The following is a 13519-nucleotide window of genomic DNA, read 5'->3' as shown; positions in this document are numbered from 1 at the left end:
GCCCCTGTCCTGCCCCTGCTGCTCCCCCTCGCCCTGGAGGCCCCCATGCCCGGCTTGCTCCTGCTCGCGGACCGCGAGACGACCGACTACCCGACGCCTCACGGCCCGGTCCGGCTGCGGAAGTACGCCGGGGCCCCCGGGCGGGAGTTCGTCCGGGCCGCTGTCCGGGCGGGCAACGGCGAGCGTGCCGCCCTGGTGACGCTGCGCCCGGCCGCGTACGGGCATGTGGAGGCGTGGCTGGCCGCGCTCGCCGCGCATGCCCCGGCCGCCGCCGATCACCGGCGTCCGGGCATGGCCCCGGCGTCTGTGCGGCTGCTGGCGAGGATGACGCGGACGCACGCGAACGGCGTGCCCCGGCAGTCGGACGGGTCGGTGGGGTGGGGCGTGCCCGGGGCGTCCGCGCGGGTCTGGCCGGACGGCCGGATCGCGGTGACGTCGGACGCTGGGGTGGAGCTGTCCGCCCGGCTGGAGGGGGCGCAGTGGGACGACTGGCGCGTCGCCGGCGTGGTGGACGCGGGGCTGCGGCTGCTGTGCGCCCCGGCCGCACGGCACCTGACCCGGACGTCGGGGCCGAAGGGGTGGGTGCAGTCGTCCTTGTGGGCGGGCCGCTCCTACGACGCGTCGGCCTCGGCTACGTGCACGTGCGGGTGGCGGGGGACGTACGGGTCGCGGATGGCTGCGCTCGCGGCGGCGCAGGAGCACCGGGGGAACTCCGGCTTGTTCGGGGGCGCGTGACCCATCGGACTAAAGTTGGTGTACAGTTTTCCTTGTTGGCCCCCAAGAGCGAGGGGGTCAACACCAAGGCCGCACGCCTCAGAAAGGGACACCCATGCCTCGTATCGGCACCGACCCCGCCGCCGCCCGCGTCTGGGCCACCACCGAGTCCTCCTCCGAGCTCTGGCACGTCTACGGACCCGACGGCCGCGCCCTGTGCAACCGCCGGATCAAGCCGCGCGGGCACTACAACCGCAGCACCAACTTCTTCACCATGGCCAAGGCGGAGACCTTCCCCCTCTCCACCCTGCACGACCGGTGCCGCGACAAGCTCAACGCGGCGGCCGCCGCCCAGGCGGACGCCGAGCGCGACCGCGAGCAGTACACCCTCGCCGCCGACCTGTTCGCCGCGCTGCACCCCGCCGCCCGCAAGGCCATCGACAGCCACCGGGGCAACGTCATCGACACGATCCGCGAGGGCGGCCCCTACATCGGCCCCCAGGAAGTGTGGGAGTACGTCGGCGACGAGCCGGCCGCCTGGCTCCCCCACGACGACTGGGCCACCGCCGAGGGCTTCAACAAGGCATGGGCGGACCTCGACAGCCGCGCCCGCGCCGGCACGCTCACCCGGTATCACTGGGACCTCGCCCTCGACCGGGCCCGGAACATCCTCGCCGCGCACCCCGCCCCGGCGCCCGAATCCCCCGACGAGTCCCCGGCCCCCCGACAGGTCCTCTACTACGTCGTCTCGCCGCTCACCGGCGAGCACGCGCACGACTTCCCCCTCCACTCGGTCATCCGCACCGACTGGCTCCGGCGCGGCCGCCCCTGGGACACCGTGGACGCCGAACTCGCCGCACAGGGGCTCGCCCGCTACGGCTTCCGCCACGGCGAGAGCGACAGCGACGCGCACGCCCTCACCCTCGCCCGCGTGCGCTGGGAGGAGGAGGGCCCGTACGCCAAGTGGTTCCGGTTCCTGGAGGAGAACGCCGAGGAGATCAACGCGGAGCGCGCCGAGAGCGGCCAGCCCCTTCCCGCTTAGGGACCGGCCTCCCGGGCGGGAGCGCGCGACCCAAGCCGCTCCCGCCCGGCACCATCCCCGCCCGTTCCCGCAGCACCCCGGCGCCCGCGCGCCGGCGCGGTGCTGCCCCCTTCCGACCGGAGGACCCTCATGTCCAACCCCACCGTCACGCAGCTCCGAGACGCCGTCCGCAACAGCCTCACCAGCGCCGGATTCGAAGACGTCACCGCCATCCGGCAGAGCGACAGCATCGTCATCGCGACGGTCCCCGCCGCCCGCGAGACGTGGGCCGCGTTCGCCCTCGCCGCGTTCCGCACCGTGCGCCTGGAGGACGCGGGCGGCCGCGCCCGGTACGCCGTCGCCACCGCCCCCGAGGACACCGACCCGTACACCCGCGCCGTCCACTTCCGGGCCACCGGCCCCGGCCTCGCCGCCCAGTACGAGGGCAAGCCGCTGTACCAGACCGTACAGATCGTCCCCGGCTACACCACCGAGTCGGACATCCCGAAGGTGCTCGCCACCTACCTGTTCGGCACCCCCGACCGGGCCGCCGACATCACCATCACCGGCCTCGCCTGACCCCTCCCCGCCCGCGCCCCGGGCCCGCGCCGCAGCCGGCCCGGGGCGCGCCCGGCCCCCGCACGCTGCGCCCGGCCCGGGGCCAGACGTAAGACCCCGGCGCCCGGTACCCCTGCCCGCCATGACGAAGAACCCGACCCCCCTCGCCGTCGTTCACGCCGCCATCGCCGACTACCGGGCGATGAACGCCGCCCACCTGGTCGCCCTGAGCGAGTACGCCGACGACGACGGAGACATCCCGGAGACCGCGATGCCCGCCTACGACGAGGACCGCTTCACGTACGCCCTGGAGGCGGACGAACGGCTCGACGACGTGATGACCGCCCTGACGGAGGCGTTCGGCCTCCCCGACGACCGGCCCGTCACCGTCCTCGGCCAGTGGCACACCCGGTTCGAGGTGACCCCGGGCCGGCTGGACGACACGGCCCGCCGGGCGTTCACCGAGGGCCAGTGCCACGCCCTGGCGCTCGCCCTGCACGAGGTCACCGGCTGGCCGACGACCGCGCTGCTCACCTCCGAGTGCTGGGGCACCGACCGGATGTGCGGCGACGAAAGCGACGAGGAGTGCCCGTGCCGAATCGGGCACATCGTCGTCACCCGGCCCGACGGCGCCCACGTCGACATCACCGGCGCGCACGCCCCCGGCACCGTGCCGCACTGCGCGGGCGCCCCGGCCCTGCCCATGACCGAGGAGCACTGGAAGGCGATCCGCTCCACCTCGGCGTGGCGGGGCGCCGACCTGCCCCTCGCCCGGACCTTCGTGCGCCCCCTCCTCGCGTCGCTCGCCGACGCCCCCCAGCTCACCCACGCCTGACCCGCCCCGCCGCCGGCCCGCGCGCCGTACGGCCAATCCGAAGGACACACCTTGTCCCAGCCCATGACCCGCAACACCGCCACTCCGGCCCTCGACTACCTGCTGAGCGCCGCGCTCCCCTCCCAGCGGGCGGAGCTCGCCGACCTGGCGGCGCACCAGGGCCTGATGTGGCGCTGCGTCTGCCGGACCGTCAACACCCTGAACACCGACGCGTGCAGCGCCTGCGAGAAGCCGCGCCCGTACACCAAGGACGTCACCCCGCCCCGGTACGAGTACGGGGAGCTCCTGGAGGACCTGCGTGACCGCCTGGCGGAGTGGTTCGACGACGAGCCGAAGGAGCGCCGCCCGGCCGCGATCGGCTTCCGCGTCACCACCGAGTACGACGACGGCCCCGCGTGGGCCACGTGGGACGCCACGGCGTACTTCACCGACGCCTGGATAGGGACGCCGTACCCGAAGGACTTTGAGCGCTCGGGGGTGGCCGATGCCCTGGTGGAGCTCGGCGACTTCGAGCAGCCGCAGGTCGGCGACACCCTGATCGTCGTCGTCCCGCCGCCGTTCGCGCCCGAGCGGCCCGAGGAGAAGGGCCTGGGCAGGGAGTACGCGTACGGGATCTCCGACTACGCCCGTGCGGCCGCCGAAGCCCTCGGCGACGGATGGGGCGCGGACTCCGGCTACATCGGCGCGTACGGGCTGCTGTGGGGCCCCGGCGGTACCCCGGAGCTGCGCCTGTACGTCGACGACTACGACGACCTGGTCCTCGGCTGGAAGCACTACCCGGACCGGGAGACGGTCACCATCGACCTCCCCGACGGGGCCCCGAGCCTCCCGGCCGAGCTGCGCACCGTCGGCAAGGCGATCGCCAAGGCCGCCCGCACCTTCCTGCCCTGACCCCCGTCCCGCCCCGGGGCCGCGCCGCGCGGCCCCGGGGCACCACCGCCGGCCCGCCCCCCGGCTGCTCCAGGAGAGCCCTTGAACCAGCCCGACGCCCTGTGCGGCGCGCCCGGCCCCGAAGACGGACCGGACGCCGTGACGTGCGGCCGCGCTCCGCACGGGCCCACGGAGAAGCACCGCGCCACGTACGTCGGCCCCTTCCTCCGGCACACGGTGCTGGAGTGGGCCGCTCCCGAGCCGGCCGCCGTCCTGCGCATCGTCGCCGAGTACGTCACCGAGTCCAACGACGTCGGCGGCCTGGACGTCAACGACCTCGTGGCGCGCCTGGAGACCGCCGGATACACCCTGCCCGAACTCCCGGAAGGAACCTCCGCATGAACATCCACACCATCGAGGTCGGCGTCACCCGCGCCCCCGCCGTCCTGCTCCCGGCCGCCGTCGACCCCGCCGCGCTGCTCACCGACGAAGAGCGGCTGCGGGCGCTCCTGCGGGTCATGAGCAGCAAGTCCGTGTACGACTGCATTAGCTGGTGCACCGAGGAGCTGACCGGCCGTACCCGCGCCGCGCTCCTCGCCGCCCTGCGGGCCCTGGTCGACCCTGAGGACGTCGCCCGGGTCGAGTTCGTCACGTACGACGGCGACGACGGCAACGGTCCGCACTGGCAGCAGGAGAGGTTCTACCTCCACCGCAAGGACGGCACGGTCGCGCGCATGGAGTACCCCGAGGTCGGGGAGGACGACGCGTTCGAGGACGCCTACGGCCGGTACGTGGACCTCCTGGATGAGTACTCGGCGCTGCGGCCGCCGCTCGACGGGGCGCACCTCATCGTCGACCTGACCTCCGGGCGGTTCGAGGAGTCCAGCCGCAACATCCTGTGAGGCCGCCGCCGCTGCGCCCCGCCCGGCCCGACGCCGGCGGGGTGTAGCGGATCGGCCTCCCACTCCGTCTGTACCAGTGCCAGCCGCCCGCCGCCCCGGAGGAACCTCCCCATGCCGTCCCTGTCGCGCGTCTTCCGTTTCGGCGCCGCGCCCGTCCGCGCCCGCGTCCGGCACGGCGAGGTCGTCTGGTTCACGCGGGACGTGGCCGCCGCCCTCGGGATCCACCGCATCCCTCACGGGCCGCTGCTCCCCGCCTCCCCGGCCGCGCTCCCCGGCATGGCCACCACGGCGCAGGTGTGGACGCTAACGGCCACGGCCGGCTGTGTTCCCCCAGACGCGTTCCGGGCGTGGATGGCCGACGTCTCCGCGCAGCTCGCCGAGCAGGCCCGCCAGTGCCCCGCTGCGCCCGTGCCGCGTCCCCGCCCGAACCCCGGTCCGAGGAGTGCCTCATGGGCAGCAGCACCATCGACGACGAGACGAACCGGATCATCCGGCGGTTCGGACACACGATCCGGTGGGTCTTCGACCCGGACGGCGTGAAGCCGCCCTTCGCGTACACCGTGGGCGTGTGCTCCCTGCCCGGGCACGGCGACTACGAGTTCGCCCTCGCCGGCCTGCCCGCCGAGCTCGCCGGCGCGGTCCTCAACAACACGGTCGACCAGCTCATCCTCCAGGGCCTCAAGGCCACCGAGGGCCTGGAGGTGACCGGCGTCCTCGTCGGCTTCCCCGTCCGGCTCCGGCGCGCGACCGATCCCCGGCCCTTCACCGGCATGCGGGCCCTGTTCGGTCACCAGCCGGACGTCTGGCAGGTCCTCCTCCCCGACGTCGAAGGCCGCTTCCCGGACGCCGGCGACTACGACGGCCGCCAGGCGCAGCCGCTCATGTAGGCCGCCGCGGTGCTCCCCTTCCTCCCCTGACCGAAAGGCTCACCCGCATGTTCCGCCCCACCCGCCCGACCACGGCGACCGTTCCGGCGCTGCCGCTGCTGCTCACCGCGTGCGCGCTCGCCTTCGCCTTCGCCGCGTTCCTCCTGGTCGCGGTCGCCGCCGCCGACGGCCCCGAGGACGACCGGCGGTCCCTCCCCCGGTGCGGCACGGTGTCGTCCAAGGGCAGCGGCGACTACGTCCCGGCTGGCCCCCGGCCGTACGTCCTGAACACCCCGGCGAGCAGCAGCCGGACGCCCGAGAGCGGCCCTGCGCCGCTGGCGCCGCCGGGGGCCGCCGTGCCCGCGCCGGCAAAGCCGACGGCCCCGGCCGCCAAGCCGAAGGCCCCGCCCGCGCCCGCCGTGAAGGTGCCCGCCGCGCCGAGACCGCCGTCGATCGTCAAGGCCCGGTAGGACCCGGCGGGCCGCCGAGCACCCCGCTCGGCGGCCCGCCCGCGTTCCGCCGTGCTGGCCGGGAATTCGGGGGCCCATGGGGGAGTTGAGGTGTTCCACTGGCCGCCCCGCTGCTCTTCGGCGGGCGCCCCTCCCCCCCCGAACCGAAGGAGACCCGCCTCGTTGATAACCGTCCCCACCTGGGTGCCGATCGCCGCCTTCACGACCGTCGCCCTTACCGCCCTGATCGCCGCCTGGATCACTCGTCGCCAGGAGCACGCCAAGGCGCAGGCCGCCGCCGAGGTCGAGCTGCGCACCCTTGTGATCGACCTGCGATCCGACCTGGTGCACGCGCGCCAGGAGCTCGATCGCAGCAGCACCTACGTGTCGGACCCGATCCTCGGCGAGCAGCTGATGGACTTCACGGCCCGGGCGGTCGGCCACGCACGCAAGCTCTCCCCCGCTCGGCAGCGGAAGATCGTGGCCGCGCTGATCCCCCTCGTCGGCCAGTGGCGCGTCCAGCTCGCCGAGGAGATCGGCCCGACATGGCTGCGCGGCACCGACAAGGACGCGAGCAGCGCTGAGACCGAGCCGGCCCGCGCTGCCAGCCTCCGTACGGAGGCCCAGCGGCTGTTCGTGCTGTCGGACCGCCAGCAGGCCGCCCTCCGGGCCGACTACCCCGACGACGGGCTGCTCGGGACCCTGAGCAAGGCCCAGCTCCCCGACGTCGAGCACCCGCAGGTGATCGAGGCCGTTGACGGCCTCCTGGCGGCCGCCGGCGGCTCTCACCGCCTCGGCCAGACCCGGTGGGCGAAGCTCCTGCGCCGGAAGCCCCTGTCCGTTCGGCACTGACCTGCGGCGCTCACCCCGCTGCGCCCAGCGCCGCGAGGAACAGGGCGGCGACGTGGGCGGCCTGGTCGACGAGCGGCGCCCCGCCCTTGGTGAAGAAGTCGGCGCTGCCGGTGTGCTCCATCCACCACTGGACGGGCCACCGGCGGTCGATGAAGCCGTGCGACAGGCCCACCCACGCGAGGACGACGGCGAGGTCGGTTCCGGTCAGCGGCAGGTCCAGGACAGCGATGCCGGCGCCGAGCGCGGCCGCCGACGTCGCGACGTGCGTCCCGGCGTGGACGACCAGGGCCCGCCACCCGGCGGCTGTGCGCAGCGCCTTGTGGCCGGACTGGTAGTCGGTCTGGAAGGCGTAGTCGGACAGCAGATGGGCGACGTACAGCAGGATGAAGACGGACGCGAACACGGCAGACCTCCGGGTCGGCAGGGTGTGATGGTGCTTCGGAACGGAACGGCCGAGCCGGCCGCCCCACTGTCGGGCGGCCGGCTCGGCCGTTGTGCATCGTGCTGGGCACGACAAGGGTGGTGTGCGTCTCAGGGAGCCGCCGCGCGGCTACCTCCCGGGCGCGGGCGGGTCAGTCCCACAGCGATTCGATCCACTCCCACGCGGAGTCGGCCCAGTCCCGCACCCGCCGCCGGCGCCAGGGCGGCACCGGGGTGCAGGCGGCCGCGCGGGAGGCCTTCGGCCGGGGCAGCCGCCAGATCAGCACGGTGGTGATCCTTAGGACGGTGACGGCCGCCCCGATGCGCTTGCCGTCGGCACGCCAAGGCACCGCGTAGGCCCCGAACCAGGGGTTGAGGGGGTCGAACCAGCACTGGACCGCCCACCGCCGCGACAGCTGGAGGGATCGCACGGTGGTCATCGGGCACCGCCGGCGCTGCGGCCCGGGGCCGGATCGTTCTCCGGCGCCGCCACGGCCGAGGCGCGCTGCGCCAGTTTCCTCTTCCTGCGCCCGCCGAGGATCCAGGCGATGAACAGCGCGACGATGTAGAGCGCGGAGGCCCAGATGCCGAGGAGGTGCGACATGCCGACGGACGACACGCCCGCGAGCACACTCGTGTTGAGCGGCGTTATCCAGCCGTGCTTCTCCTGGGGCATGAACCCGACCGCGGCGCCGGCGAGGAAGCCCGAGGCGACGAACCACAGCCAGCCGTGGGTCAGCTCGACGGAGAACAGGGGCGGCAGGAGGAGGATGGGGGAGAAGCCGAGGGCGTACGTGACGCCGGTGCCGAAGACGCGCCCAGCGAGAGCGCCGGCAGGGGACGAGGAGGACATGGTGCTCCCGTAGTCGAGGAGCGCCCGGTGCGCCCCTGGTCGCCGCGCACAATGCGGCCGTGCCGGGCCTTGTGTCCCGGCCTGATTTTCGAGGGCGCGACACAAGCCGGGGGCACTCCTACTGTCCGCGCCATGACTACTCGCAGCACTGCCCGCCGTGGCCGCCCGACGCTCCTGACCCCCGTCGTCATCGAGAAGCTGGGCCAGGCCGTCGAGGCGGGCCTGACCCGCCCCCAGGCGGCGGAGGCCGCCGGGATCACGGCCGGCTCGTTCGCCCGCTGGATGACGCGCGGCCGCGCCGCCCAGGTGCAGTTCGACCAGGGGATCGTCGTCGACGAGTCCGAGCAGCCGTACGACAACCTCTACCGGCGGATCATGCGGGCGGACGCCGCCCGCAAGTACAAGGCGACGGTGACGGCCGGAGCGCAGCCGGTGCTCCTTCCCTCCGAGCCCGTCATCGTCACCGTCGTCGAGGACAAGCCGGCCGTCGCCGCCGAGGAGCGCCCGGCGGCCGGGCTGTGGTCGCGCTTCCGCGCCCTGTTCTCCCGCTCCCCCCAGATGGCTTCCTGACCTGCGGTTTTCTACCCTCATGCGGCACAGCGCATGAGGTCACCCACATGCGGCAGAGCGCATGAGGTCACCCCCCACATGCGCCACAGCGCATCCGGCCTCATGCGCTCTGCCGCATCCGGCCTCATGCGCTGTGGCGTACGTAAACAAGATGTAGTTCAACCCAGATGAACCAGAACCAGATGAACTTCGCGGGTGGTGGCCCCCGGCCGGGCCCCTCGCGGCCCGCCCGGGCCCGGGCGGGAACGAGGCCGACAAGCGGCCTCGCGCGACACAAGCACCGCGCCCCTGCACGGTTCTCTCCGACCGAACCGCCCCCCGGCCGGCGGCCGCACCCCGCGGGATGCCCGTGTCGGGAAGAACGGAGAGAACCATGCGCCCTGCCGTCACCGACGCCATCGAAGAGTGGGAACGAGCCTGGAAGGACACCGAGGAAGCGGCCACCGCCGCGATGCGGGCCGCCTTCCCCCCGCTCGACCACAACCCCACCCCCGCGTACTGCTGCGACGTGATGCTCGCCTACGACCAGCCCGGCCTCGGCTCCGGGCAGGTCTGCATCGACAACGAGGGCCGCAGCACCATCGAGTTCGAGGGCATCCCCAACGACGTGATCGCCCAGGCCATCGACGAGGTCTTCGGCATCGCCTGGCTCGACAACGCCGACGGCCCCCTCGACCAGTGCGGCCCGGGCACCTACTACTACGACGAGGAGACCACCGGCGCCGAGTTCGAGATCACCCTCGGCGAGCAGGACGCCGGCAAGCTCCACATGTCCTACGTCCGGATCCCCGACGCCGCGACCATCCTCGACGCGCTCACCCGCGCCGCCGACCCGACCGACGAGGGCGAGCTCGCCGGCGCCGCGACGTAAGTCCCGCGCGAGGTGCATGTTCCCGTCCTCGCCCTGCGCGCTCACCAGCGGCCGCGCCCGCGGCCCGGCGCCGGGGCAGGACGGAGCACCCCGTGCCAGCCCGACGCCGTACCGGCCCCACCGACGCCGTTCGCCAGCTCGTCCTCATCCGCGACGGCGGCCGCTGCACCCGCTGCAACACCACCCGGGACCTGACCATCCACCACCGGGTCAACCGCGGCATGGGCGGGGCCCGCGAGCCGTGGATCAACCAGCCCCACAACCTCCTCCTCGCCTGCCAGACCTGCAACGGATGGTTCGAGGACCACCCCCGCGAGAGCTACAGCCACGGCTGGAAGGTCCGCCGGCCCATGCTCCCCGGCGAGATGCCCGTCACCTACCCGAACGGCGCCCAGTACGTCCTCTACGCCGACGGCACCCGCACCCACGTCAGAGGTCCGCTGCCCGCCGCCGCCCAGCGGTAGCGCCCGCGGTTGGGCCAGACGAGGGAAACTTGGTGTACATTCCGAAGAGAAGGACTTACGGCTAGGGGCTTCCCCTGCCACCAGCGCCTCCGGGCGCACTCCCGCACGGGACCCGTCATGACCAGCACCCTCCCCGAAGTCGACTACGACGAGATCCGCCGCAAGGCCGTCCAAGAAGTCCGCACGGCCCTCAGGCGGATCAGGGACCCGAAGGCCCGCCGCGACGCCGCCGACGAGATCCGCGAAGCCGCGTACACCAACATGGCCATCATCCGGCCCGAGCGCGACCAGCTCATCGCCGCCTACGCCTTCCACCACCCCAGCGAGCACACGCTCCTCGGGCTGGCCGCGGCCTTCGGCATCAGCCCATCCGCCATCCGCCGCATCCGGATCGAAGCGCTCGGCTACACCTGGGGCGCCCCCGGCGCCGCGCTCCCGCCGAAGGAAGACAGGCCCCGCCTCGCCGACAGCCTGGGCCTGCGCTGCACCGCCGAGACCGGCGCCCAGGCCGTCGAGCTGGCGGTGAAGTTCCAGGAGAACGAGGCCCAATGGCAGGAGGCCTACCGCAAGCGCGGTCTCGCCGCCGCCAAGCTCGCGTCCCGCCGGGTCCCCGTGCCGGAGCTGGAGCGTCCGGACTTCAAGCCGATCCGCGAAGCCGCCCGCGACCAGGTCCTCGACACGTTCACCGACATCACCCGGCCCGAGGAGCGCCTGGAGCGCGCCGCCGAGATCAACATCGATGCGCAGGAACAGATGAACCGCCTCATCGTCGAGCGCGACCAGGCCATCGCGTCCCTGTGCTGCTACACCACCGCCAAGGCGGTCTACTTCGCCGCGGGCCTGAGCCGTACCGGCCTCAAGCGCGTGCTGGAGCGGGCCCTCAAGCTCGAACGCGACGCCAAGGTGCCGACCCGCGACGACCTCGTGCAGGCGGGCAAGGACGCCGGCGTGCCGTTCGTGGAGGACGCCCACGAGACGCTGCCCAAGATCGCCCGCGAGTACGAGCGGTACCGAGCGATCCACGAAGCCGTCGTCCCGATCCGCGACGCCGCGATGCCCGTCCTGGCGGCCGCGCCGTACGAGTGGACGCACCAGCGGATCGCCGACGTGGCAGGGGTCTTCCCGCAGCACGTCACGGTGGCCGTGAAGGGCTGAGGCCAGGTCCGGAAAAAGTTCTGCGGACCCTGTAACACTTCCGGACCTCACTCCGTCTGTAGTCGGTGAGGCAATCCCCCGCCTCACCCACCCGGGCCCGATGCCCGGGGCCCCGCGGCGGCCGGCTCTTCTCCCACCCGGAGCCGGCCGCCGGAGAACTGGCACCGGCCCCCGTCCCCGATCACGCGCCAACCCGGACTCCCCTCCGCGGGCGGATGCACGAGACCGGACGGGGGCCGCCTACAGCCCGCGGCTTCCGCAGCCCGCGACACAAGCTCACCCGCCCCGGCACCGTGCGCGCCATGCTCACGCCGCCCCCGACCCGCACCGCCGCCGCCGAAGCGGCCACCGCCTCCAAGGAGAACCGGTCCGGCATACGGTCGAAGGAAGCCGGGAGTCTCGCCGACCAGCTGCTCCGCGTCCCGGTCCCCGTCCGGCGTGAGGCGTTCCGCCAGTTCGGCCACGCTGACCAGGCACAGATCCTGACCGAGGTCGAGCGCGAGACCGGCTCCCTGTACGGCCTGTGGGCCGACACCCCGAGCGGCTTCATCGAGGACGTCTTGGGCGAGTCGATTTGGTCGAAGCAGCGAGAGATCGTCGACGCCATCCCGAAGTACAAGCGGACCATGGTCCCCGCCGGGTTCGGCGTCGGCAAGACGTGGATCGCGGGCCGCCTCGTCGCCTGGGCCGGCGCCGTGAACCCGCCCGGCACGATGCTGATCGTCACCACCGCGACGCGGTTCCGGCAGGTCCGCAATCAGCTCTGGCCCCACATCCGGAAGACGATCGCGCGCGCGGGCCTGCCCGGCTTCTGCGACGAGGTCCAGTGGAAGATCCCCGACCAGTGGGGCAACGACGTCCGCGTGGCGTATGGCTTCACCGCCCAGGCCCACGACGAAGCGTCCATGCAGGGTATCCACGGCACCCCGAAGCTGCTCATCGTCGTCGACGAGGCCGGCGGTATCGCCCGCGCGATCGGCAACGGCACCAACAACCTCCTCACCGGCGAGGCCGCGCTCCTCGGCATCGGCAACCCCGCGATGGACGACCCGCGGAGCTGGTTCGAGGTGATGTGCGAGGAGGGCGAGAACCCCGACGAGCCGACCACCGTCACCATCCCCATCGCCACCTTCGACTCCCCCGCCATCACCGGCGAGCGCGTCCCCTACTGCAACGACTGCCCCCGCGGCGTGCCCAAGCACTCCCTCGCCATCCACCTGCCGGACATGGACTGGGTGAACCGCACGATCCGCGAGTACGGCGAGGACCACCCGTACGTGATCGCGAAGGTCCACGCGAAATTTCCGAAGGGTGGCGGCGGCAAGGTCATCCCCATCACCTGGATCGAGGACGCCAAGTCGGTCGAGGACCCCACCGGCCCGGGCTGGGTCCGGCTGTGCGACCTCGGCCTCACCGGCGAGACCGCGACGCACACCGTCCGCCGCGGCGCTTGGGTCCGCCTCGGCGTCGACGTCGCGGCCGACGGCGGCGACGAATTCACGATCTACCGGATCGTCGGCGACGTCGTCGAGCACCGCCACCACTCCAGCGGCTCCGCCAACGACAATCAGGTGCGCGTCGCGAAGAAGATCCTGGAGGAAGTCCTCGCCGCCGAACGCCTGGCGCAGGCCCTCGGCAGCCCCCACCAGGTCCGCGTCAAGATCGACAAGAACGGTCTCGGCCACGGCGCCGTGTCGATGCTCAAGACCTGGGGGGAGAACGGCCGGCACACATCCGCCATCGTCGGCGTCATGGTCTCCGAAGCCCCGCTCCGCGACGACCCCGGCGCCGTCATGCGGCCGTTCACCAAGCGCGACGAGATGTGGCTCGCCACCAGGGCGCTCCTCCAGCCCGACCCCGGGACCGGAGTCGGCCGGCTGCGCCTCCGCGTCGACCACGACGCCGCCATCCAGCTCTCCACCCCCAACCTCGAATACAACTCCGGCGGCCACGTCGTCGTCGAGTCCAAGAAGAAGATGAAGGCCCGCGGCATGAAGAGCCCCGACCGCGCCGAGGGCATCCTCCTGTGCATCTACGAGTCCGAACCGATCCGGAACCGCGGCCTGCTCAACTGACACCGCAGGCCATTTCGATGGCCGGATTTCCGGCCGCGCGGCCC

Annotated in this window: 18 protein-coding genes; 15 read left to right on the top strand and 3 right to left on the bottom strand. The window is 73.1% G+C overall.

Translation table 11 applies throughout. From position 1 onward, the window contains the following. Positions 1 to 45: 45 nt before the first annotated feature. From ACFW6A_RS24495 to ACFW6A_RS24450, 10 genes are all read left to right on the top strand, one after another. Positions 46 to 735 carry a hypothetical protein gene (locus ACFW6A_RS24495; RefSeq protein WP_386642819.1) on the top strand — a complete coding sequence of 230 codons (690 nt, stop codon included), beginning with the start codon at positions 46 to 48 and terminating at the stop codon, positions 733 to 735. A 94-nt stretch (positions 736 to 829) separates the two neighbouring features. Further along, positions 830 to 1756 carry a hypothetical protein gene (locus ACFW6A_RS24490; RefSeq protein WP_386642816.1) on the top strand — a complete coding sequence of 309 codons (927 nt, stop codon included), beginning with the start codon at positions 830 to 832 and terminating at the stop codon, positions 1754 to 1756. A gap of 129 nt (positions 1757 to 1885) precedes the next feature. Continuing rightward, positions 1886 to 2314 (top strand): hypothetical protein, encoded by a 429-nt coding sequence (locus tag ACFW6A_RS24485; RefSeq protein ID WP_386642813.1) that lies wholly within the window; start codon positions 1886 to 1888, stop codon positions 2312 to 2314. A gap of 121 nt (positions 2315 to 2435) precedes the next feature. Next, entirely contained in the window at positions 2436 to 3128 is a 693-nt protein-coding gene (locus ACFW6A_RS24480; RefSeq protein WP_386642810.1) for a hypothetical protein, read from the top strand. A gap of 51 nt (positions 3129 to 3179) precedes the next feature. Beyond that, positions 3180 to 4019: a hypothetical protein gene (locus ACFW6A_RS24475; RefSeq protein WP_386642807.1), complete on the top strand. Its 840-nt coding sequence runs from the start codon at positions 3180 to 3182 to the stop codon at positions 4017 to 4019. Between the two features lie 81 nt (positions 4020 to 4100). After that, on the top strand, positions 4101 to 4400 hold the full coding sequence (locus tag ACFW6A_RS24470; protein ID WP_386642804.1) for a hypothetical protein: 300 nt from the start codon (positions 4101 to 4103) through the stop codon (positions 4398 to 4400). Next, positions 4397 to 4900, top strand: a complete 504-nt coding sequence (locus ACFW6A_RS24465; RefSeq protein ID WP_386642801.1) for a hypothetical protein — start codon at positions 4397 to 4399, stop codon at positions 4898 to 4900. Before ACFW6A_RS24470 ends, ACFW6A_RS24465 begins: the two co-directional genes overlap by 4 nt. A gap of 449 nt (positions 4901 to 5349) precedes the next feature. After that, positions 5350 to 5787, top strand: coding sequence for a DUF4262 domain-containing protein (locus ACFW6A_RS24460; protein WP_386642798.1), 438 nt, complete (start codon positions 5350 to 5352; stop codon positions 5785 to 5787). Positions 5788 to 5834: 47 nt separating this feature from the next. Next, entirely contained in the window at positions 5835 to 6236 is a 402-nt protein-coding gene (locus ACFW6A_RS24455) for a hypothetical protein (RefSeq protein WP_386642795.1), read from the top strand. Between the two features lie 162 nt (positions 6237 to 6398). Next, positions 6399 to 7067: a hypothetical protein gene (locus ACFW6A_RS24450; protein ID WP_386642793.1), complete on the top strand. Its 669-nt coding sequence runs from the start codon at positions 6399 to 6401 to the stop codon at positions 7065 to 7067. A gap of 10 nt (positions 7068 to 7077) precedes the next feature. Here ACFW6A_RS24450 and ACFW6A_RS24445 read toward each other — a convergent pair whose 3' ends face one another. From ACFW6A_RS24445 to ACFW6A_RS24435, 3 genes are all read right to left on the bottom strand, one after another. Beyond that, on the bottom strand, positions 7078 to 7470 hold the full coding sequence (locus ACFW6A_RS24445) for a DUF3307 domain-containing protein (RefSeq protein WP_386642791.1): 393 nt from the start codon (positions 7468 to 7470) through the stop codon (positions 7078 to 7080). A 169-nt stretch (positions 7471 to 7639) separates the two neighbouring features. Continuing rightward, positions 7640 to 7927 carry a hypothetical protein gene (locus ACFW6A_RS24440; RefSeq protein WP_386642788.1) on the bottom strand — a complete coding sequence of 96 codons (288 nt, stop codon included), beginning with the start codon at positions 7925 to 7927 and terminating at the stop codon, positions 7640 to 7642. Then, entirely contained in the window at positions 7924 to 8340 is a 417-nt protein-coding gene (locus tag ACFW6A_RS24435) for a hypothetical protein (RefSeq protein ID WP_386642785.1), read from the bottom strand. Before ACFW6A_RS24435 ends, ACFW6A_RS24440 begins: the two co-directional genes overlap by 4 nt. Before the next feature lie 132 nt (positions 8341 to 8472). Between ACFW6A_RS24435 and ACFW6A_RS24430 the strand changes: the two genes are divergently transcribed. The 5 genes from ACFW6A_RS24430 (at position 8473) to ACFW6A_RS24410 (ending at position 13475) form a co-directional block, all read left to right on the top strand. After that, complete coding sequence (locus ACFW6A_RS24430; RefSeq protein WP_386642782.1) at positions 8473 to 8910, top strand: hypothetical protein; 438 nt, start codon at positions 8473 to 8475, stop codon at positions 8908 to 8910. Between the two features lie 373 nt (positions 8911 to 9283). Beyond that, the gene (locus tag ACFW6A_RS24425) at positions 9284 to 9781 is read left to right on the top strand and encodes a hypothetical protein (protein WP_386642779.1); all 498 of its coding nucleotides are present in this window, start codon (positions 9284 to 9286) and stop codon (positions 9779 to 9781) included. Positions 9782 to 9873: 92 nt separating this feature from the next. Beyond that, entirely contained in the window at positions 9874 to 10245 is a 372-nt protein-coding gene (locus ACFW6A_RS24420; protein WP_386642776.1) for an HNH endonuclease, read from the top strand. Positions 10246 to 10362: 117 nt separating this feature from the next. Next, entirely contained in the window at positions 10363 to 11400 is a 1038-nt protein-coding gene (locus tag ACFW6A_RS24415) for a hypothetical protein (protein ID WP_386642773.1), read from the top strand. A gap of 302 nt (positions 11401 to 11702) precedes the next feature. Beyond that, positions 11703 to 13475: a hypothetical protein gene (locus tag ACFW6A_RS24410; RefSeq protein ID WP_386642770.1), complete on the top strand. Its 1773-nt coding sequence runs from the start codon at positions 11703 to 11705 to the stop codon at positions 13473 to 13475. The last annotated feature ends 44 nt before the right edge of the window (positions 13476 to 13519 follow it).

Source organism: Streptomyces sp. NPDC058758 (assembly GCF_042746075.1).
Taxonomy (GTDB): Bacteria; Actinomycetota; Actinomycetes; order Streptomycetales; family Streptomycetaceae; genus Streptomyces.
This window is presented reverse-complemented; position numbering and strand designations above follow the sequence as displayed.